Origin of the sequence: Crystallibacter permensis (assembly GCF_025960875.1) — a bacterium.
GTDB lineage: Bacteria > Actinomycetota > Actinomycetes > Actinomycetales > Micrococcaceae > Crystallibacter > Crystallibacter permensis.
In genome coordinates this window covers 301,306-320,820 of record NZ_JAODLR010000003.1, presented here as the reverse complement: position 1 = coordinate 320,820, position 19,515 = coordinate 301,306, and the positions used below count along the sequence as shown (strand labels likewise).

Genomic DNA, 19,515 nt, shown 5'->3' with positions numbered 1-19,515 from the left:
GTCCGGAACGGCCTGTTGTGGGGAGGGCACAACAACAGAACCGGGCCCCGGCTTTACCGCCGAATTGGGACCCTGGTCCGTAGGCCTGCCGTTCTCAGCCAAATCCTGCCCCGCTTTCCTGCCGGCAACGAGGGAGGAATGTTCCAGCCCGCGTTGTACCTGACAACAGATACATCATGCGACCGTTCTAGTCTATGCCCCACGAGGCATGGCCTTCACACCCCCATGGAGAGCAGAAAGGCCGGTTGCCACCGATGAGTGGCAACCGGCCTTTCATGAGGGCCTGCTAAACGGTAATCTCGTCGCTTTCGGCCGACTCATGACGCCGGCGCGCTTCAACGCGTTTGGCTTGCCGTACCAAGGCAGGTTCCTTCGCGCGCAGCCACGCATACATCGGGGCGGCAATGAAGACCGTTGTCACTGTGCCGATAATGATGCCGATGAAGAGGGACAGAGACAGGTCCCGCAGCGTACCTGCACCGAGCAGCATCGCCCCGATAAAGAGGATCGACGCGACCGGCAGGACGCCCACAACGGACGTATTGATCGACCTGACCAAGGTCTGGTTGACGGCGAGGTTGACCTCCTCCGAGAACGTCCGTTTGGTGGACTTGTCGATGTTCTCGGTATTCTCCCGGACCTTGTCGAAGACCACCACCGTGTCATACAGCGAGTAACTCAGGACCGTCAGGAAGCCGATGATGGCGGACGGCGTCACTTCGAAGTCACTCAAGGAATAGAGCCCTGCGGTCACAATAAGGACCACCGTCATGCCGGACAGGGCGGCCACCGACATCTTCCAGGTACGGAAGTAGATGGCCATCATCACCGCCGCCAGGGCGACAAATACCACCAGTCCCCAGATTGCCTGACGGGTCACGTCCTGGCCCCAGGTGGGCCCCACGAACGTCGACGTGACCTGGTCCGCTTCCACCTCGTACGCCTCGATCAAGGCGTCACGGACGGCCAGGGTCTGGTCGTCCGAGAGCTGTTCTGTCTGGATCCGCATCGTGTTGGGCGCGATGTTCGTTACCTGCGGCACCAGTCCCGGCTCAACCGAGGTGACGGCCTCTTCGCCCCGGGAGATATCGGTGTTTTCCGTTGCCGAGACGGTGAATTCGGAACCGCCGCGGAAGTCGATGCCGAGGTTGAAGCCACCCTTCACCACCGGCACGATGATCGAAATCAGGATGGCTATCGCCGCGATCAGGAACCACAGCTTGTACTTCTGCACAAATGGGTAGGAGCGCTTGCCGGTGTAGAGGTCATTACCGAATGTTGCCAAGCTGGGCATTAGTTGCTCTCCTTATCCGAGCCACGTCCCGGAACAGAAGCCGAGCGTTCCTTCTCTGCTGCGGCCCTCCGTTCGGCAATGGTCTGGCGTCTGCTGGCTTCAGCTGCGGCCTTGGCGTTCTTGGTCCGGACCTTTGGCTGGGCCTCGCCCGGCTGGCGGATCCTGCCGGCACCGCGGTACAGCGGAACGGCTCCCAGCAGCTTCGGATCCAGCCCGGAGAACCGGTGGCCTTCACCGAAGAACTTGGTACGCGCCAGCAGCTGCATGACCGGGTGCGTGAAGAGGTAGACGACGGCGAGGTCGGCTAGTGCTGTCAGGCCCAAGGTGAATGCGAAACCGCGGACGTTGCCGACGGCGACGAAGTAGAGTACGAGGGCCGCAAGCAGGTTGACCGCCTTCGAAGCCAGCACGGTCCGTTGTGCCCGCTTCCAGCCATTGTCGACGGCGGACACCAGGCCGCGTCCGTCGCGAAGCTCGTCACGGATACGTTCGAAGTAGACGATGAACGAGTCAGCCGTCTGGCCGATGGCGACAATCAGACCCGCAACACCTGCGAGCGACAGCCGGTAGTTCTCGGTCCACCCAAGCAGCGCAATCGCCAGGTAGGTCAAGAACCCTGCCACAACCAGTGAGGCGATGGTGACAAACCCGAGCATGCGGTACTGGAACAGCGAGTAGACGGCCACCAGGACCAGACCAATCAGGCCCGCGATGATGCCCATGCGGAGCTGTTCGTCACCCAAGGTGGCGGAAATCTGCATTTCGCTCTGGATCTCGAAACTGATCGGCAGGGCACCGTACTTGAGCTGCTCGGACAGCGCGCGGGCGGATTCTTCCGTGAAGTTACCCGTAATCTGCGGCTTGCCATCGGGAATCACAGCGTTGGTTGTCGGAGCCGAAATGACGGTGCCGTCGAGGACAATGGCGAACTGGTTCTGCACACCGGACATTCCGAAGAGGCGCTCAGTGACCTCCTTGAAGGTCTGGGTGCCCTCTTCGTTGAATTCGATGTTGACAGCCCATTGGTTCAGCGACTGGCCCTGAGTACCGCGGACCTGCCCGAAACTGGCGGTCGCGATATTGGTACCGGGAACCTCAACCGGGCCCAGAATGTACTTCATCCCGGTGTCCGGCTCGCACGCCACCATGGGTTGGTCCGCCGGTGCACGCTCTTCCGTGGCAGCAGCAACGGCCGCCGAATCGGTGCAGTCCAAGGCTTCGAACTTCTGATAGAGCTCCGGCGTAATCCAGTTCAGATCGCTGGCGTTCGTCGGTTCAGCCGTTGGCTCCGGCAGTTCCTCTTCCGGTGTGCGGCTTTCTTCCGGAACTGCTGCTCCCTGGCTTCCCGCCAGGACCGGCCGGAACTCCATCGCGGCGGAGGCCTGAATGAGTTCCCTGGTCTTTGCATCGGGAACACCGGGCAGGCTGACTACGACGTTGCGGCCGGATTGTGTGCTGATTTCAGCCTCGGCTACACCGGAACCGTCGACACGCTGACGGATGATTTCCACGGCTTGCGTCAGCTGTTCGGCGGAAATTTGATCACCGCCGCCCTGGACCTGCGGAGCCAGAATCATCTGCGTTCCGCCCTCAAGGTCCAGCGCCAGCTTCGGCGCCCAGGTAGCCTGGCTGGACATAACTCCGCCGGCGAGAGCGGCGGTGAGGACGGCAAATAGGACACCCAGCCAGACCAAGGTCCGTTTGGCTGCGGTGGTGTGACCGGATCGTGCCATTGATGATCTTTCTCTCATCAGCTTTGGCCGGCGGTGCTAGTGCACCATCGAGACAACCAGGCGGGGCCCTGCCCCACCCAGTGCCGCGTCGACAAAGCCGTTATCGGCCTACTTGTTGTCTTTGTTGTTTTCTTCGTTGAGACGGTTCAACGGGTCCTCTGCCGGCTCCGAAGCGGCAGTGCTGCCGCTGCTCTCGCCCGTCAACGCCGAGGCATCGTCCGGTACAGCAGGACTTTCGGTGTCGACTACTTCGTTGACAGCCTGCGTATGGACGGTGGCCGTATTGCCCGGCGACAGCTCGATGACAACCTTGTTCTCGTCCCGGTCAACGGAGACAACGGTGCCGTACAGCCCGAACGCGGTCATCACCTGGGCGCCCGGATGCATTTTTTCCTGCAGCGCTTCAGCCTTTTCCCGCATCTGGGCCTGGGCCTTCTTCTGCTTGCGGAACATCATGAAGATGAGCAGGCCGAAAATCACGAACAACGCGATGGTCATGAAGTCGATGCCACCGCCCTGCGGCTGCGCGTTGCTGGCGGTCAAGACGTTTTCGAACACAGAGTTGTTCCGTTCCTTGTTCTGGGTTGAGCCCGAGGTGGCCGGGCCCAGCGGTCTGCGCCGGCATCACTGCGGCCTGAACGGCCCCAGGATGTGCCCGGCATCTCCACTATTCTACGCGTCGTGGCAAACCGGCGCGCATCCTCAGTTGTCGGAGAAATCCGGTTCGTCTTCGGCGAGTACCGTGAACAGGTCTGCACCCGTCCGCACCGCCGATTCCGGCATCTCGATCCCCAGATGGGCCCAGGCGGCCGCAGTGGCTACGCGCCCTCTCGGAGTCCGGCCCAGCAGCCCTTCACGGACCAGGTACGGTTCCGCCACCGTTTCGACGGTCTCGGTCTCCTCCCCCACGGCGATCGCCAGCGTAGAAAGCCCAACAGGGCCGCCCCCGAACTTGGTGATCAACGCGCTGAGAACCGAGCGGTCCAGACGATCCAGTCCGCGGGCATCAACTTCGTACATGTCCAGTGCCGCGGCCGCTGTCCGGACATCGATTTCGTCCACGCCGTGGACCAGTGCCCAGTCCCGGACGCGGCGCAACAGCCTGTTGGCAATACGCGGCGTCCCGCGGGAGCGACCGGCAATTTCCGCGAAACCGGCAGAATTGATCTTCAGATCCAGCAGCATTGCAGAACGGCGAAGCACCAGTTCGAGCTCCTGGGTTGAATAGAACTCCAGGTGCCCGGTAAATCCAAAACGGTCGCGCAGCGGTCCGGGCAGCAGTCCCGCCCTGGTGGTAGCGCCGACCAAGGTGAACGGCGGCAGGTCCAGCGGAATCGCCGTCGCCCCCGCTCCCTTGCCGACGATAATGTCCACGCGGAAATCCTCCATGGCCATATAGAGCATTTCTTCGGCGGGACGGGACATACGGTGGATTTCGTCCAGAAACAAGATCTCGCCCTCTGCCAGCGAGGACAGAATGGCAGCCAGGTCGCCGGCATGCTGGATCGCCGGTCCCGAGCTGATGCGCAGCGGCGCATTCATCTCAGCAGCAATAATCATGGCCAGGGTGGTTTTTCCCAGGCCGGGCGGGCCGGAGAGCAATACGTGGTCGGCAGTCCGTTCCCGGATCCGGGAGGCCTCGAGCACCAGGGAGAGCTGTTGGCGGACCCGGACCTGGCCCACAAAATCGGAGAGGTTCTTCGGACGCAGCGCGGATTCTATGGCCCGCTCCTCCGCTTCCCCCGCCGCCGACACCAGGGAGTCGCGGTCTGCGTCGGAAGCCATTACCTGGCCCCCGCGGCAGTCCGCCGCGCACTGCCGCTGCGGACACCGTCCTGGCCCAGGCTACGCAGCGTCAGCCGGAGCATGTTGGCCACATCACCCGCGGCCGCCGCTTCCGGATGCTCTGCGGCGGTGTTGTCCAGGGCCGCACCGGCGTCCTTTTCGGTCCAGCCGAGGCCCTTGAGCGCCTCAAGGACCTGGTCCTCCCAGGCGTTCGCTATGGGAGCGGAAGCCTCGCCAAGGGGAACAAGTTTGCCGGCAAGTTCAAGCACCATCCGGCTGGCAAGCTTGGGACCGATGCCGGGAACCTTGCTGAATGTCTTGGTGTCGCCTTCAGCAGCGGCAATCCGCAGGATCTCGGGAGCATGGACGGACAGAGCGGCCAGTCCCAGCCGGGGACCAACACCGCTCACGGAAATGAGGGTCTCGAAAACTTCCCGCTGGGAGGCATCCTCGAAGCCGTACAGCGTCATGGAATCTTCGCGAACAATCATCGTGGTGGACAGTTCCGCCTCGCGGCCGATGTGCAGGGTTGCCAGGGTCTGCGGGGTGGCTTGGACCAGCATCCCGAAACCATTGACATCAACGACGGCGGAATTCAGGCCCACATGGCTGACGATTCCGCGCAACGAACTAATCATGTACCCGCTCCAAAACAGCTTCCGGCGGAAATCGGAGCCACTTGCCGGCATCCGTTCTTCCGAACATACGTACGAACAGCCTACGACGCCGAGCCGCTGAACGCAGCACCGCCACGCCTGATGGTGATCAGCGGATCTTGCGCCGCGCCTTTGCCTCAGCCTCTGCCCACAGTCGCTGGGCGGCAGTCTGGCCGGAGCCGGGCTGGCCTCTCGATCCGGCCACTGGCGCGGTGCTTCCACGCCACGCATGGGTGATGGCCAGGGCCAGGGCGTCGGCGGCATCGGCAGGCGTCGGCGGCCTGTCCAGCCGCAGAATCCTCGTGACCATTTTGGTCACGGCGGTCTTGTCTGCCTGGCCATTACCCGTCACCGCGGCCTTCACCTCCGTGGGGGTGTGCAAGGCGACGGTGATTCCGCGGCGTGCAGCTGCAGCAATTACGACGCCGGAGGCCTGGGCCGTGCCCATCACGGTACTGACATTGAGCTGGCTGAATACCCGCTCGACGGCCAGCACGTCCGGCGTGTATCTATCGAGCCACTCATCGATTGAATTGGAAATGGCGAGGAGCCTCTGCTCCAGCGCGACATCGGCACGGGTGCCTACCACCGTGACACCGACCAGGGTCGCCCGTCGGTTGGGCTCAATGTCCACCACGCCGAAACCGCATCTGGTCAGACCCGGGTCTACTCCCAGCACCCGCAACGTCACTGCAGCACTACGCGTCTTCGGCTTCCAGCGTTGCCATGACCTCTTCGGGGATGTCGGCATTTGAATATACGTTCTGCACGTCGTCGAGGTCTTCGAGAGCATCCACAAGTTTCATGAATTTGCGCGCCGCGTCTGCTTCCAGTTCGACCTCCATTGACGGCACAAACTCGACCTCGTCGGTCTCGTATTCGATCCCGGCTTCCTCCAGCCCGGCGACCACGGCCCGCAGGTCGGTTGGATCGGAGTGGACTTCGAAGTTGTCGCCGGATTCCTTGACCTCTTCGGCCCCTGCGTCCAGCACCGCCATCAGGACGTCGTCCTCGGACAGATCGTTCTTGGGCAGAGCGACAACACCCTTGCGCGCGAACATGTACGCCACCGATCCCGGATCGGCGATAGTGCCGCCGTTGCGCGTGATGGCCAGGCGCACTTCCGAGGCGGCGCGGTTCTTGTTGTCGGTCAGGCACTCAATGAGCACTGCCGATCCTTGCGGACCCCGCGCTTCATAGATAATTTCGGTGTAGTCGATTACTTCGCCGGTCAGGCCTGCACCACGCTTGATGGCACGGTCAATGTTGTCATTCGGCACGGAGGTCTTCTTGGCCTTCTGCACGGCCAGTTCCAAGCCAGGGTTGCCGGCCATATCGGCTCCGCCAGCGCGGGCGGCAACCTCAATATTCTTGATCAGCTTCGCGAAGGACTTCGCACGGCGGGCATCGATGATGGCTTTCTTATGCTTAGTGGTCGCCCATTTGGAGTGTCCCGACATGCTTACGCTTCTCCTCTAACGATTCGGATAAAAAGTTCGTGGATGCGGCGCTCCCCCGTAACCTCCGGGTGAAAGGATGTCGCCAGCAAATGCCGCGAACGCACTGCGACAATTCTAGCCGTCCCGTGCAATGTGTCCGTATGGGAGGCTTCTTGCGGCTCGACCTGGGCCAGGATCTCTACGCCTTCCCCCACTCGTTCCACCCAGGGCGCGCGGATGAACACGGCATGGACCGGCGCGGGCTCGGCGCCGGGCACGGCGGCGCTGAATTCGAGTCCACTGAAGCGCAGATCCGTTTCGAAGGACTCGCGCTGGCGGCCAAAGGCGTTCCGGCGCACCGTAATATCGAGCCCGCCCAGGGTTTGCTGGGGATTGCCCTTCAGATCAGTGGAGGGATCGGCGATTTCATCGGCCAGCATGATCATTCCGGCGCACGATCCGTACACCGGCATACCGTCCGCAATCCGCTTCTGGAGCGGGACGGCGAGTTCGAAAATGCGGGTGAGCTTGTCAATGGTCGTGGATTCACCGCCAGGGATCACCAGGCCGTCCACCGCATCGAGTTCGGCGGGGCGGCGGACCGGGACCGCGGAAGCGCCGCTGTGTTCCAGAGCCGCGATGTGTTCGCGGACATCTCCCTGCAGGGCAAGTACACCAATGTTAACCAACGGTTGATTCCTCGGGTTTCTCCATCAGGGGCCGGAACTTGAGCGGCCGCTGCAAAAACAGTAACGCCAACTCTTGGTCCAGCGTTAAATGGGCTGGCGCACAATCGTCCCCGAACGGTCATAGGCCTCTTGTATAGTTTCTACTCATGCGACACCTCCTTGCGACCCTTGCCGGAAAGGCCGTTAAGACGGTGGCGAAACTGCGCGGAGGTGGTTCCGCCCTCCCCGGCCTCGTCGCGGAGAAGATCGATCCGAACTTCCTGCCGCGCACTCTGGGCAATCTGCCCCAGGGCGTCGTCGTCATCAGCGGTACCAACGGCAAGACCACCACTACCAAGATGGTGGTGGAACTGCTGCAGGGCCAGGGGTTGAAGGTCTTCACCAACCGGACCGGCAGCAATTTCACCCGCGGCGTGGTGGCAGCCGTGCTGGGCGAAACCACCATCGGCGGCACACTCGACGCGGACGTTGCGGTGCTGGAGCTCGATGAGGCCCACGCGGTGCACTTCGTCAAACTCGTCGCTCCGCGCTACTGCCTGCTGCTCAATGTCATGCGCGACCAGCTGGACAGGTTCGGCGAGATCGAGACGACCGCAGGCTTCCTGCGGCAGATCGCTGCGGCCACCACCGAGGCTGTGGTGCTCAACCGGGAAGATCCGCGCATTGCCACCTTGGCCGAATCCGTTACTGCGGAGCGGGTCCACTACTTTGGCTTGGCCCCGCAGCTGCGTGTCATGTTCCCCAATGACGATGACATGCGTTCGGGCGGCGCAGGCGACGCCTCCGACCTGCCGGCGGCCGACGTCGTCCTCGCTGCCTGCGAAGGCGCTTCAGCTACCTTTACGGTTGGCAGCCGCACCATCGACGCCGAGCTGAAACTCACCGGCGTGTACAACATCTACAATGCCGCCGCCGCCTTGGCACTGGCCCGAACCGTGGTCGGCGCGGACGTGGATGAAGATGCCCTGCTGGACTCGCTGGAGGCAGTCACTCCTGCCTTCGGCCGCGGCGAGAGCCTGACCGTCAACGGCAAACCGCTGGACCTGGTGCTGGTGAAGAACCCGGCAGGATTCCGCCTGGCGCTGCGCTCGTTCCCGCCGGCAGGCTTCAGCACCATGATCGCGATCAATGACAATTACGCGGACGGCCGGGACATGTCCTGGCTGTGGGACGTGGATTTCGACTCGCTCGCCGCTGCCGGCGTGGCGGAGGTCAGCGGAGTGCGTGCCAACGACATGGCACTGCGGCTGTTCTACGAGGACGTCCCCGTACGGCACGTGGACACGGACCTATCGGCGTCGCTGCACCGGTTCATCGAACTGGAACCGGATGCACCCAAACGTATTTACTGCACTTACACCGCCATGCTCGCGCTGCGCCGGGAGCTGGGGAAGCTGACCGAAGTGGAGGTGGTTTCCTAGATGGATGCCCCCGTGATTGACCTGCTCCAGTTGTATCCGCGCGACATGAACATCTACGGAGACTGGGGAAATGTCCTGGTCCTGCGCAAGCGCCTGCAGTTGCGCGGCTACGATGTCCGGCTGCACGAATACAACCCGGGCGACACGTTTCCGGACCAGGTGGATCTGATTGTCGGCGGCGGCGGCCAGGATTCCGGCCAGAACAAGATCCAGGCCGATCTGCTCCAGCTCGGCGGACGGTTGCGCGAACTCGCGGACGACGGTGTGCCCATGCTCGCCATCTGCGGGCTGTATCAGCTGTTCGGAAACTTCTTCAAGACCCACACCGGCGAGGTCATCAAGGGGATCGGACTGCTCGATATAGACACCGTCGGCGGGCCCAAGCGGTTGATCGGCAACACCGTCCTGGAGAGCGAAGAGTTCGGCACGGTCATTGGTTATGAAAACCACAGCGGCCAGACTTACCTCAAGGGCGGGACCCAACCGTTGGGCACCGTCACCAAGGGGGAAGGCAACAACGGCCAGGACTCCACCGAGGGCGCACGCTACCGCAACGTGGTTGCCAGCTACCTGCACGGTTCACTGCTGCCCAAGAACCCTGCGGTGGCGGATTTCCTGGTCCGGCACGCCGCGCTGCGCCGCCATGGCAGCTTCGATGATGCGCCGCTGGAAATCCCGTTCGAGGAGCAGGCCCGCCAAGACGCCGCCGCGCGCCCGCGCTGAGCGCGCTGCACCGCTACCCGTTTGGGCATCGGCCCGGCACTACTTGCCGCTGAGCAGCCATTCCTGGGCGCCGTCCTCCGCTGCGCCCATCGACTCCACGGTGTCCTTGGTCCGTTCCCGGCTGGCGGCATCGGCCTCCGCTGAAACGCACGCCGGCTCCTCTTCCAGGGCGTCCGCCGCGACCGGACACCAGCGGTGCTCGGGGCCATCAAAGGTAACCGGCAGCCAGGCGAGCCGGGAAACATCCCAGGGGCCGCCGTCGTCGTTCTGACTGAACTGCGCGCGCACCATGAGCCCCTCGGTGTTGAGGATATTCGGCGTGGCATGGGCCGCGATGGCATTGCCCAGCCCGTAGACAATCCAGGTGTCCTTGTACTTCTCGATGGGCTGCACCGAGTGGCTGTGGTGCCCGTAGATCAGCGAGAACTCGCCGCTGTCCGCCAGCTTGTGCGCCACGTCCTGCTGCTGTGCGTTCGCGTGGTTGGTGTACTCATCCCCCGCGTGGACGGCGCCGAGGACGATGTCCGCGCCTTCCTCTCTGGCCTGCTTCGCCTTCGCGATCATGGCGTCCGCGTCCAGCATGTCCACCTGCCACGGCTGGTCCGGCACCAGCCCGTTGAGCGCGTACGTTGCCTCGATGACTGCGACCCGGGCGGCAGGCGTATCCATGATCAGCACCTCCTCGGCTTCGGCGCGGGTGCGGTAGGACCCCGTATGTTCGAGCCCTGCTTCATCCAGCGCGTCCAGCGTCCGTTCCAGCCCAGCGGTGCCGCGGTCGATGGTGTGGTTGCTGGCCGTGGTGCAGGCGTCGTAGCCGAGCTCCGCGATGGCATCCAGGATCTGTGGGGGCGCGTTGAAGGACGGATACGCCGCGTACGGGCCGCCCGCTTCGGCCACCGGAGTTTCCACATGGCAGAGGGCAAGATCGCTGGTGTCCACGTAGGGTTGCTGCGCCGACAGGATCGGGCCAAAATCCAGTGGTCCCTGGCCCGTTTCCTCCGCATCCTCCGCCGCCTGCTCCCAGAGGGCTTCGTGCAGCAGCAAATCCCCGGTCATCACCACAGAGGTGCAGCGGACGACGGCGCATTCCGGTCCGGCCCCGGCCGTTGCGGACGACGTTGCGAACGACGACGACGGCACCTGGCTGCCGCCGTCGCTCCCCTCCTGTACCGGGCGGGCCGGAGCAGACGGAGCAGCTGCGGCGGAAGATGCAGTGTCAGCTGGCGTTCCATCGCCTTGCCCTGTGCCCGCGGCACTGCAGCTGGCAAGCAGGACTGCTGCGGCCAGGGGCAGCACCAACCTGGACCGCCCCCTGCCGGAGCCGCCCAAACCAGCCCGTCGCCGCGGACGCGTTCGGTGAGTTCTTGCGCGGCTTTCTGGCATGCCGCCAGTGTAAGCCGCGGCGAGGCCGGGTCGCCGACGGCGCGTCCTTGCAGCCAGTAAATGACCCCAGGAGAACCGGTGGGGCATGACAAAGTAGTGCCATGGCAAACCCGTTCCTCACTCCCAGTACGCTCCCCTACGAGCTGCCGGCTTTCGCCGACATCCGCGCAGAGGATTACCTGCCCGCGTTCGAGGCCGGATTCGCACAGCAGCTGGCCGAAATCGAGGACATCGCCGCGAATCCGGAACCGGCGTCCTTTGCCAACACCGTGGTTGCCTTCGAGCGGTCCGGCCGGACGCTTCAGCGTGTGGCGGCGGTCCTGCGCAACATCGCCTCCGCAGACGCGACGGAGGAGATCCTGCAGCTGGAACAGGCAGTTGCCCCGCGGCTGGCCGCGCACCAGGACAACGTTTACCTGCATCCAGAGCTGTACGGGCGAGTCATGGCGGTGGATGAGGGCGCCGAGGGCCTCGCCGGCGAGGACCTGCGCCTGGTGTCCGAGCTGCGCAAGCAGTTCCGCCGCGCCGGAGCCGGGCTCGAGCCCGCCGGGCAGAAGCGGCTTCGCGAGATGAACGTGCGCTTGTCGGAACTGTCCACCGAATATTCGCAGGAGCTGCTGGCCGCGGGGAACGCTGCCGCCCTGCACGTGGCCGACCGCGCTCTTCTGGACGGGCTGGCCGAGGAGGATATCACCGCCGCGGCCCAGGCCGCCCGGGAAGCCGGATATGACACCGGCTGGCTGCTCACACTGGTGCTGCCGACCGCCCAGCCCGCCCTCGAAGTGCTCACGGACCGGGACACCCGGCGTCGCCTCTTTCAGGCCTCGGTAGGCCGCGGCGGCAAAGGAAACCGGACGGTGCTCCTCGCGGCGCGACTGGCCGAACTGCGTGCCGAGCGTGCCGCGCTGCTCGGTTACCCGAACCACGCCGAATATGCCTTGGAATCCCAAACCGCGCCTTCGCTTGAAGCCGTGCGGCAGCTGCTCGCGCAACTGGTGCCGGCGGCGGTGGGCAACGCGCGTGCCGAGGCCCATGTCCTGGCCGCCGCCGCAGGGCACGACATCGAACCCTGGGACTGGGCTTTCTACTCCGAGCAGGTGCGGCGCCGTGATTATGACGTCGATCTGGCGAAGCTGCGCCCTTACTTCGAACTCGAGAGCGTGCTCCAGGGCGGCGTTTTCCACGCGGCGGAACAACTGTACGGCCTGAGCTTCGAAGCACGTCCGGACCTGCAGGGCTATCACTCGGATATCCGGGTTTGGGAAGTAAAGAACGATGGCGGTATGGGGCTTGGCTTGTTCCTGGGCGACTACTATGCGCGGCCCACCAAAAACGGGGGCGCGTGGATGGATTCGTTTGTCGAACAGTCCGGCTTGCTGGGCCAGCAGGCGGTAGTTGTTAACAATCTCAACATCACCAAACCTGCACCAGGCGAGCCGACCCTGCTCACCTTTGACCAGGTTGTGACGCTCTTCCACGAATTCGGCCATGCGCTGCACGGGTTGTTCTCCCAGGTCAGGTATCCGCGGTTCTCCGGAACCAGCGTTCCCCGGGACTTCGTCGAATACCCATCGCAGGTCAACGAAATGTGGATGCTGTGGCCGCAGATCGTCGCCGACTATGCCAGCGAACACGTCACCGGAGCCGCCCTTCCGCCGGAGACGGTCGACAAGATCGAAGCAGCGCGGCTCTGGGGCGAAGGCTTCGCCACCACCGAGTATTTGGCGGCCACCCTGCTGGATCTGGCCTGGCACAGCTTACCTGCCGGGACGCGCATCGATGATCCGCTCTCCTTCGAGAAGGAGGCGCTTAAGGACGCCGGGCTCGACCTCGACCTCATCCCGCCGCGCTACCGCAGCGGCTATTTTAAGCACATCTTCGCGGGAGGCTATGCGGCGGGCTACTATTCCTACCTCTGGAGCGAAGTGCTGGACGCGGACTCTGTCTTGTGGTTTCGCGAAAACGGCGGCCTGAACCGGGATAACGGAGATCATTTCCGTACCGAATTGCTCTCCCGGGGCAACAGCATCGATCCGTTGCAGGCCTTCCGCAACTTCCGTGGCCGCGACGCCGAAATTGGTCCACTGCTCGCTCGCCGCGGGCTCGACGGCATCGATCCGGTCAGCCAGGGGCGCTGATCGTGGTCACTCTCGGAGACTGCCAACGGCTTCAGTCCTCGTGGTTTACGGCATTGGCTGCGGCAACGGGAGGCAAAACCTTCGATACCCACCAGAGTCACTGGGTATGGCTCCCGGCCCGACGGGAACTCATGCTGATGTTTCCCGAGGAGATTTCTCCCGCGGGCATCCGGCCCGGCCTCGCCGAGGGCGCCCGGCTCGGGGCGGCTACCGTCGGCGTGTGGATGAACAGCACCGTCAAGACGTCAATGCTTCCTGGTTTCGGGTTCGAGCAGGGCTGGCAGCCGTGGTGGATGACCGCACATTTGGACTGCGTGCTGCTGGATGAACCAGTGGGAATCGGTCTGGAACCGGACAGTCCGGAGATCACGGGGCCCGACGGTGTAGAACTTCGGGTTGTCCGACGATCAGTGCCCGCACCGGCGGTACCGGAGGCAAAGGGAAGCCGGGCCTGGCACGCCGTGGCGCGCGCCGAGGGACGGCTTGTGGGGCACGGATATTCATTCCTGCCCGATGGCGGTGGCAACCTCCGGATTCCTGCGTTGGCTGGAATCTTCAACATGGCCGTGGGCACGGATTACCGCCGTCGTGGCTACGGTTCCGGCATCCTGAGCAGGGTTGCGCGGTCGGCAGGAGCCGCCGGTGCCGAACATCTGGCGCTGAATGCCACTCCCTTGGGCGAGCGGCTCTATTCCCGCCGCGGATTCCAGCTCATCGGCCGCGGGCAGACCTACTGGTTGCATTTGGCAAGGTGATCCGGTTCCCGGTGTCTAGCGGAACCGTCGACGAACAGTGCGATGCTGATTTCACGACCAATAAGGAGATAAGACCAATGCCTGAACCGGCCACCGCGAAGAATTCCATCACCCTTCGGTTCCTCGCCGCTCCCACGGATGTCGGTTACAGCGGGACGGTCGACGCCGGAACTGTCCTTGAATGGATCGACAAGGCTGCTTATGCCTGTGCCGTGGGCTGGAGTAAGTCCTATTGTGTGACTGCCTATGTGGGCAATATCCACTTTGCCGATCCTGTTCGCGTCGGAGACATGGTCGAGGTTGAATCCACGATCATTTACACCGGGCGCAGCAGCATGCACATCCAGACCGTCGTCAGCTCCGGCGATCCCAAGGGCGGCGGCGCCACGATGCGCAGCCAATGCCTGGTGATCTTCGTGGCTGTGGGCACAGACGGCAAATCCGTTCCGGTAGAGTCCTGGATTCCCCGGACGGAGGAAGAAAAGGAACAGGAGCAGCTGGCCATCAAGCGCCTGGACATCCGCGCCGACATAGAGAAGGCGATGTCCCGGCAGGTGTACAGCGAAGCAGGAACAGCTCCCCGTACCGTCCTGCGCTTCCTGGCCGCCCCTGGCGACGTGAACTGGGGCGGGAAGGTTCATGGCGGAACCGTGATGAAGTGGATCGACGAGGCCGCCTACGTTTGCGCCTCGCGGTACTGCGGCAAGGACGTTGTCGCCGTCTTCTCCGGCGGCGTGCGGTTCTACCGTCCCTTGCTGATCGGCAATGTGGTCGAAGTCGAGGCCCGGCTGGTCTACACCGGCAACAAGGGAATGCACGTCTCGGTACATGTGCGCTCGGGCGACCCGAAAACCGGCGAACTTGAGTTGACCACATATTGCTTGACAGTCATGGTGGCGCGCGACGAGACGGGCACTGCGGTACCGATCCCGCCGTGGAATCCGGTTTCCGATGAGGACCGCGAGCTGGAACAGCACGTCCGGGAGATCATCCGCATCCGGAGCCAGATCCCCGGCAATCTGCTCCCAAGCCACCTGCGGGGCAAAGGGCACGCCCACTGACGTCGAACGGAACGGCGTCTTCCGGACGGAACGCTGCTTCGGCCGCAACCCGGCCCACCGAGGGTGTTAACGCAAGAAGCCCGGAACCACTGATACAGCGATTCCGGACTTCCGGCGTCGTTATTTGTTCCGGGTTTCCTACCAGCCGCGCTCGGCGAGGCGGTGCGGCTCCGGAATTTCGTCCACGTTGATGCCGACCATGGCTTCGCCCAGTCCGCGGGAGACCTTGGCGATCATGTCCGGGTCGTCATAGAACGTGGTGGCCTTGACGATGGCAGCGGCACGCTCGGCCGGGTTGCCGGACTTGAAGATACCGGACCCGACGAACACGCCGTCCGCCCCGAGCTGCATCATCATGGCCGCATCCGACGGGGTGGCGATACCGCCTGCGGTGAAGAGCACCACCGGAAGCTTGCCGGTCGAGGCGATTTCCTTGACCAGTTCGTACGGGGCCTGCAGTTCCTTGGCCGCGACGTACAGCTCGTCCTCCGGCAGAGCGGCAAGCTTGGCGATCTGCGCGCGGATCTGGCGCATGTGCCCGGTGGCGTTGGAGACATCGCCGGTACCCGCTTCGCCCTTGGAGCGGATCATGGCCGCACCTTCGTTGATGCGGCGGAGGGCCTCGCCAAGGTTGGTGGCACCGCAGACAAACGGAACCGTGAAGTTCCACTTGTCGATGTGGTTGGTGTAGTCGGCCGGGGTCAGGACCTCGGACTCGTCAATGTAGTCCACGCCGAGGGACTGCAGGACCTGGGCCTCGACGAAATGGCCGATACGCGCCTTGGCCATAACGGGAATGGAGACGGCCTCGATGATGCCGTCGATCATGTCCGGATCGCTCATGCGGGATACGCCGCCCTGGGCCCGGATATCTGCGGGTACGCGCTCGAGAGCCATCACGGCAACCGCGCCGGCGTCTTCGGCGATGCGGGCCTGCTCGGGGGTTACGACGTCCATGATGACGCCGCCCTTCAACATTTCAGCCATACCGCGCTTAACCCGGCTGCTGCCCGTTACCGGTGCGTGAGTTGAAGTTTCGTTACTGCTGGACACTAAAAGCCCCTAGGAGTTGGTGGGAAGGAGTACATTTCATGATACGCCGTGCCGTCGTGTTTCAGCTCACTCGTGACGGCATGCGGCACAGCCAAGTCAGAACCGCTTCATGCTTCGACTTGCGTCTGCCGGTAGACGGCCAGGATGCGCTGGATGACGGTGACCAGGCTAGCGGCCGCAAGCAGGATCAACACCACGAGCAGCACCACCGGCGGCAGCCCGAGCCCGGTGAAGCCGGTGAAGACCAGCACCGCGACAAGCCGCTCGGAACGCTCCGCTATACCGACGTCGGCGCTGCAGCCGAGGGACTCGGCTTTCGCCCGAGCGTAGGAAACCAGCATGCCCAGAACCAGGCAGATCAGTGCCGTGACGGCGATGGGAACACTGGCTCCGCCCGTGAAGAACCAAATGGTCACCCCTGCGAACACCGCGGCGTCAGCCAGACGGTCCAAGGTTGAATCCAGGAAGCTCCCCCAGCTGCTGCTGCGGTTAAGCATCCGGGCCATCAGCCCGTCCACCATGTCCGAGAAAACGAACACGGTGATGAAGACCGTGCCCCAGAACAGTTCGCCCATGGGGTAGAAGACCAAGGCACCGATGGACACGCCGAGAGTGCCGATGATGGTCACCGTGTCTGGTGAAACACCGAGTTTGATCAGCAGCCGCGCCAAAGGGGAAAACAGCTTCCCGAAGAAACCACGTGCGTACTTATTGAGCATCCGAGCCGCTACCCGGCCGGCCAGGCTTGTGCCACCTGTTGACGGACCTCGTCCAAGGTCTGCGTAATGGCCTTCGTCTGGGCGATGATCGGCAGGAAGTTCCCGTCCCCGCCCCAGCGCGGCACGACGTGCTGATGCAGGTGTGCCGCCACGCCGGCTCCCCCGGTGACGCCCTGGTTCATGCCCAGGTTGAAGCCGGTTGGATTCGCCACCTTGCGCAGCACGCGCATGGCTGTCTGGGTCAGCTCGGCGAACTCGGCCGTTTCTTCTACGGTGATGTCGGTGTAGTCCGGGACGTGGCGGTACGGGCAGATCAGCAGGTGGCCCGGGTTGTACGGGAAAAGATTCAGGACAACGTAGTTGAACTTGCCCCGGTACACGATCAAGGAGTCTTCATCGCTACGCCCCGGCGCCACACAGAAGGGGCATTCATCCTTGCCTTTGAACTGGTCCTGTCCGCCCTTGACATAGGCCATACGGTGCGGAGTCCAGAGGCGCTGAAAGGCGTCCGGGACTCCGGTTAGCTCGAACTCGTCGGTCATCTGGCCTTCAGGCTGCTGGTGAGGTGCCCCCGGCGAATCCGTCATAGCTGGTGGTCCCGGTTACGGACGGCTTCAACGATCCTGGCCACGGCGTCGTCGACAGGTACGCCGTTGTCCTGGCTGCCGTCGCGGAAGCGGAACGATACCGCGCCGGCTTCGGCGTCTTCACCGCCGGCAATGAGGACAAACGGGATCTTGTCCTTGCTGGCGGTCCGGATCTTCTTCGGGAACCGGTCCGAACCGAAATCTGCTTCGGCCCGGATGCCTGCTGCCTTGAGCTTGGCGATGACCTCGCCCATGTAGTCGTTAAATGCCTCCGCCACGGGGATGCCGACCACCTGCACCGGTGCCAGCCAGGCCGGGAAGGCGCCGGCATAGTGCTCGATAAGCACGCCCATGAAACGTTCGACCGAGCCGAACAGCGCACGGTGGATCATGACAGGACGCTGGCGCGAACCGTCCGCGGCCTGATACTCGAGCTCGAAGCGTTCGGGCAGGTTGAAGTCCAGCTGGATGGTGGACATCTGCCACGTGCGGCCGATCGCGTCGCGGGCCTGCACGGAAATCTTCGGGCCGTAGAACGCGGCTCCGCCCGGATCCGGAACCAGCTCCAGACCGGAGGCTTCGGCGACCTCGGCCAGCGTACGGGTAGCTTCGTCCCAGGCTTCGTCTGCCCCGACGTACTTCTCGGGGTCCTTGGTGGAGAGTTCCAGGTAGAAATCGTCCAGCCCGTAGTCCTTGAGCAGCGCCAGCACGAAGTTCAGGGTGCTGGTCAGTTCGTCCTTCATCTGCTCGCGGGTGCAGTAGATGTGGGCGTCATCCTGGGTCATGCCGCGGACCCGGGTCAGTCCGTGCACCACGCCTGATTTCTCGTACCGGTAGACGGAACCGAATTCGAACATACGCAGGGGCAGCTCGCGGTAGGAACGTCCGCGTGAGCGGAAGATCAGGTTGTGCATCGGGCAGTTCATCGGCTTCAGGTAATAGTCCTGGCCGGGCTTGACCACTTCATTGGTTTCAGCATCGCGGGTCTCGTCCACATGGATGGGCGGGAACATCCCGTCGCGGTACCAGTCCAGGTGGCCGGACACTTCGTAGAGGTGTCCCTTGGTGATGTGCGGGGTGTAAACGAAGTCGTAGCCTGCTTCGGTGTGCCGCTGGCGTGAATAGTCCTCCATCGCCTTGCGGACAATGCCGCCCTTGGGATGGAACACTGGCAGCCCTGAGCCCAGTTCATCGGGGAAGGAGAACAGGTCGAGCTCTGAGCCGAGCTTGCGGTGGTCCCGGCGCTCGGCCTCCGCGAGGCGCTCCTGGTAGGCCTTCAGCGCTTCCTTGGTGGGCCAGGCTGTGCCGTAGATGCGCTGCAGTTGCTTGTTCTTCTCGTTGCCCAGCCAGTAGGCAGCTGCCGAGCGGGTCAGCGCGAAGGCGTTCGAGATGAGCTTGGTGTTGGGGAGATGCGGGCCACGGCAGAGATCGCACCAGATGGTGTCGCCGCTCTTGCGGTCCACATTGTCGTAGATGGTGATCTCGCCGGCGCCAACCTCGACGTTTACGCCCTCGCCGGCTTCATCTGCCTCTGCGGACTTGTCCAGCAGGATCAGTTTGTAGGGCTCATCCGCCATGGCGGCCCGGGCTTCATCCTCGGTGACCACCCGGCGGGCGAACTTCTGATTCTGGTTGACGATCTTGAGCATCATCTTCTCAAGGGTCTTCAGATCGTCAGGAGTGAAAGGTTCCTCGACGTCGAAATCGAAGTAAAAGCCGTCGGTGATGTACGGACCGATGCCGAGTTTGGCGTCCGGGCGGAGTTGCTGCACGGCCTGTGCCATCACATGGGCAGTGGAATGCCGCAGGACGTTCAGCCCGTCGGGCGAATCGATGGTGACAGACTCGATCTTGGCGTCTTCGGGCAGCGGCTGGTCCAGGTCCTTGAGCACCCCGTCGACGCGCATAACGACGACATCGCGGCGCTCGAAGAATAACTCCGCCCCGGTAGTGCCCGTGTTCACTTGTTTCTCTTCGCCGTCGACGATGAGAGTCATGTTTTGGGGCGCTGACACGAAGGTCTCCTTATGTTTCGATTTAGGCCTGAACCGCGCCACCATACTTTGGGTGCCACGAGCC

General features: G+C 63.4%; 18 protein-coding genes. 5 read left to right on the top strand and 13 right to left on the bottom strand.

Going from position 1 to position 19,515, the window contains the following annotated elements:
* Window positions 1-286: 286 nt before the first annotated feature.
* The 8 genes from secF to pdxT all read right to left on the bottom strand — a co-directional run bounded on the left by secF (window position 287) and on the right by pdxT (window position 7,596).
* Window positions 287-1,294: a protein translocase subunit SecF gene (secF, locus tag B0G38_RS05605; RefSeq protein ID WP_264668519.1), complete on the bottom strand. Its 1,008-nt coding sequence runs from the start codon at window positions 1,292-1,294 to the stop codon at window positions 287-289.
* Window positions 1,294-3,027: a protein translocase subunit SecD gene (secD, locus tag B0G38_RS05600; protein WP_264668518.1), complete on the bottom strand. Its 1,734-nt coding sequence runs from the start codon at window positions 3,025-3,027 to the stop codon at window positions 1,294-1,296. The genes secF and secD overlap by 1 nt, the downstream gene beginning before the upstream one ends.
* A 108-nt stretch (window positions 3,028-3,135) precedes the next feature.
* Window positions 3,136-3,585, bottom strand: a complete 450-nt coding sequence (gene yajC, locus B0G38_RS05595; RefSeq protein ID WP_413542030.1) for a preprotein translocase subunit YajC — start codon at window positions 3,583-3,585, stop codon at window positions 3,136-3,138.
* 144 nt (window positions 3,586-3,729) lie between these two features.
* Entirely contained in the window at window positions 3,730-4,812 is a 1,083-nt protein-coding gene (gene ruvB / locus B0G38_RS05590; protein ID WP_264668517.1) for a Holliday junction branch migration DNA helicase RuvB, read from the bottom strand.
* The gene (gene ruvA, locus B0G38_RS05585) at window positions 4,812-5,450 is read right to left on the bottom strand and encodes a Holliday junction branch migration protein RuvA (RefSeq protein ID WP_264668516.1); all 639 of its coding nucleotides are present in this window, start codon (window positions 5,448-5,450) and stop codon (window positions 4,812-4,814) included. The genes ruvB and ruvA overlap by 1 nt, the downstream gene beginning before the upstream one ends.
* A gap of 127 nt (window positions 5,451-5,577) precedes the next feature.
* Window positions 5,578-6,159, bottom strand: coding sequence for a crossover junction endodeoxyribonuclease RuvC (gene ruvC, locus B0G38_RS05580; RefSeq protein ID WP_264668515.1), 582 nt, complete (start codon window positions 6,157-6,159; stop codon window positions 5,578-5,580).
* A 7-nt stretch (window positions 6,160-6,166) separates the two neighbouring features.
* Window positions 6,167-6,928, bottom strand: a complete 762-nt coding sequence (locus B0G38_RS05575; RefSeq protein ID WP_264668514.1) for a YebC/PmpR family DNA-binding transcriptional regulator — start codon at window positions 6,926-6,928, stop codon at window positions 6,167-6,169.
* 2 nt (window positions 6,929-6,930) lie between these two features.
* The gene (gene pdxT, locus B0G38_RS05570) at window positions 6,931-7,596 is read right to left on the bottom strand and encodes a pyridoxal 5'-phosphate synthase glutaminase subunit PdxT (protein ID WP_264668513.1); all 666 of its coding nucleotides are present in this window, start codon (window positions 7,594-7,596) and stop codon (window positions 6,931-6,933) included.
* A gap of 146 nt (window positions 7,597-7,742) precedes the next feature.
* Here pdxT and B0G38_RS05565 point away from each other — a divergent pair, with 146 nt between their 5' ends.
* Both B0G38_RS05565 and B0G38_RS05560 read left to right on the top strand, forming a co-directional pair.
* Complete coding sequence (locus B0G38_RS05565) at window positions 7,743-9,017, top strand: Mur ligase family protein (RefSeq protein WP_264668512.1); 1,275 nt, start codon at window positions 7,743-7,745, stop codon at window positions 9,015-9,017.
* Window positions 9,018-9,740 carry a type 1 glutamine amidotransferase gene (locus B0G38_RS05560; RefSeq protein WP_264668511.1) on the top strand — a complete coding sequence of 241 codons (723 nt, stop codon included), beginning with the start codon at window positions 9,018-9,020 and terminating at the stop codon, window positions 9,738-9,740.
* Between the two features lie 39 nt (window positions 9,741-9,779).
* Here B0G38_RS05560 and B0G38_RS05555 read toward each other — a convergent pair whose 3' ends face one another.
* On the bottom strand, window positions 9,780-11,036 hold the full coding sequence (locus B0G38_RS05555; RefSeq protein WP_264668564.1) for a CapA family protein: 1,257 nt from the start codon (window positions 11,034-11,036) through the stop codon (window positions 9,780-9,782).
* Between the two features lie 188 nt (window positions 11,037-11,224).
* Between B0G38_RS05555 and B0G38_RS05550 the strand changes: the two genes are divergently transcribed.
* The 3 genes from B0G38_RS05550 to B0G38_RS05540 all read left to right on the top strand — a co-directional run bounded on the left by B0G38_RS05550 (window position 11,225) and on the right by B0G38_RS05540 (window position 15,077).
* Window positions 11,225-13,261, top strand: a complete 2,037-nt coding sequence (locus B0G38_RS05550) for a M3 family metallopeptidase (RefSeq protein ID WP_264668510.1) — start codon at window positions 11,225-11,227, stop codon at window positions 13,259-13,261.
* A gap of 2 nt (window positions 13,262-13,263) precedes the next feature.
* Entirely contained in the window at window positions 13,264-14,016 is a 753-nt protein-coding gene (locus B0G38_RS05545; protein WP_264668509.1) for a GNAT family N-acetyltransferase, read from the top strand.
* A gap of 77 nt (window positions 14,017-14,093) precedes the next feature.
* Window positions 14,094-15,077 (top strand): acyl-CoA thioesterase, encoded by a 984-nt coding sequence (locus tag B0G38_RS05540; protein WP_264668508.1) that lies wholly within the window; start codon window positions 14,094-14,096, stop codon window positions 15,075-15,077.
* A 138-nt stretch (window positions 15,078-15,215) separates the two neighbouring features.
* On the opposite strand, the gene pdxS is transcribed toward B0G38_RS05540, so the two are convergent.
* The 4 genes from pdxS to thrS form a co-directional block, all read right to left on the bottom strand.
* Entirely contained in the window at window positions 15,216-16,130 is a 915-nt protein-coding gene (gene pdxS / locus B0G38_RS05535; protein WP_074702214.1) for a pyridoxal 5'-phosphate synthase lyase subunit PdxS, read from the bottom strand.
* A gap of 107 nt (window positions 16,131-16,237) precedes the next feature.
* The gene (pgsA, locus tag B0G38_RS05530) at window positions 16,238-16,849 is read right to left on the bottom strand and encodes a phosphatidylinositol phosphate synthase (RefSeq protein WP_264668507.1); all 612 of its coding nucleotides are present in this window, start codon (window positions 16,847-16,849) and stop codon (window positions 16,238-16,240) included.
* Between the two features lie 8 nt (window positions 16,850-16,857).
* Window positions 16,858-17,436, bottom strand: a complete 579-nt coding sequence (locus B0G38_RS05525) for an HIT family protein (RefSeq protein WP_264668506.1) — start codon at window positions 17,434-17,436, stop codon at window positions 16,858-16,860.
* Window positions 17,433-19,451 (bottom strand): threonine--tRNA ligase, encoded by a 2,019-nt coding sequence (gene thrS / locus B0G38_RS05520; RefSeq protein WP_264668505.1) that lies wholly within the window; start codon window positions 19,449-19,451, stop codon window positions 17,433-17,435. The genes B0G38_RS05525 and thrS overlap by 4 nt, the downstream gene beginning before the upstream one ends.
* Window positions 19,452-19,515: the final 64 nt, after the last annotated feature.

What these genes read in the sequence shown, in the direction of transcription:
- B0G38_RS05550 (WP_264668510.1), top strand. Translation starts at nt 11,225, where the DNA reads ATGGCAAACCCGTTCCTCACTCCCAGTACGCTCCCCTACGAGCTGCCG.
- B0G38_RS05560 (WP_264668511.1), top strand. Translation starts at nt 9,018, where the DNA reads ATGGATGCCCCCGTGATTGACCTGCTCCAGTTGTATCCGCGCGACATG.
- ruvB (WP_264668517.1), bottom strand. Translation starts at nt 4,812, where the DNA reads ATGGCTTCCGACGCAGACCGCGACTCCCTGGTGTCGGCGGCGGGGGAA.
- B0G38_RS05540 (WP_264668508.1), top strand. Translation starts at nt 14,094, where the DNA reads ATGCCTGAACCGGCCACCGCGAAGAATTCCATCACCCTTCGGTTCCTC.
- secD (WP_264668518.1), bottom strand. Translation starts at nt 3,027, where the DNA reads ATGGCACGATCCGGTCACACCACCGCAGCCAAACGGACCTTGGTCTGG.
- B0G38_RS05575 (WP_264668514.1), bottom strand. Translation starts at nt 6,928, where the DNA reads ATGTCGGGACACTCCAAATGGGCGACCACTAAGCATAAGAAAGCCATC.
- pgsA (WP_264668507.1), bottom strand. Translation starts at nt 16,849, where the DNA reads ATGCTCAATAAGTACGCACGTGGTTTCTTCGGGAAGCTGTTTTCCCCT.
- secF (WP_264668519.1), bottom strand. Translation starts at nt 1,294, where the DNA reads ATGCCCAGCTTGGCAACATTCGGTAATGACCTCTACACCGGCAAGCGC.
- B0G38_RS05565 (WP_264668512.1), top strand. Translation starts at nt 7,743, where the DNA reads ATGCGACACCTCCTTGCGACCCTTGCCGGAAAGGCCGTTAAGACGGTG.
- ruvA (WP_264668516.1), bottom strand. Translation starts at nt 5,450, where the DNA reads ATGATTAGTTCGTTGCGCGGAATCGTCAGCCATGTGGGCCTGAATTCC.
- B0G38_RS05525 (WP_264668506.1), bottom strand. Translation starts at nt 17,436, where the DNA reads ATGACGGATTCGCCGGGGGCACCTCACCAGCAGCCTGAAGGCCAGATG.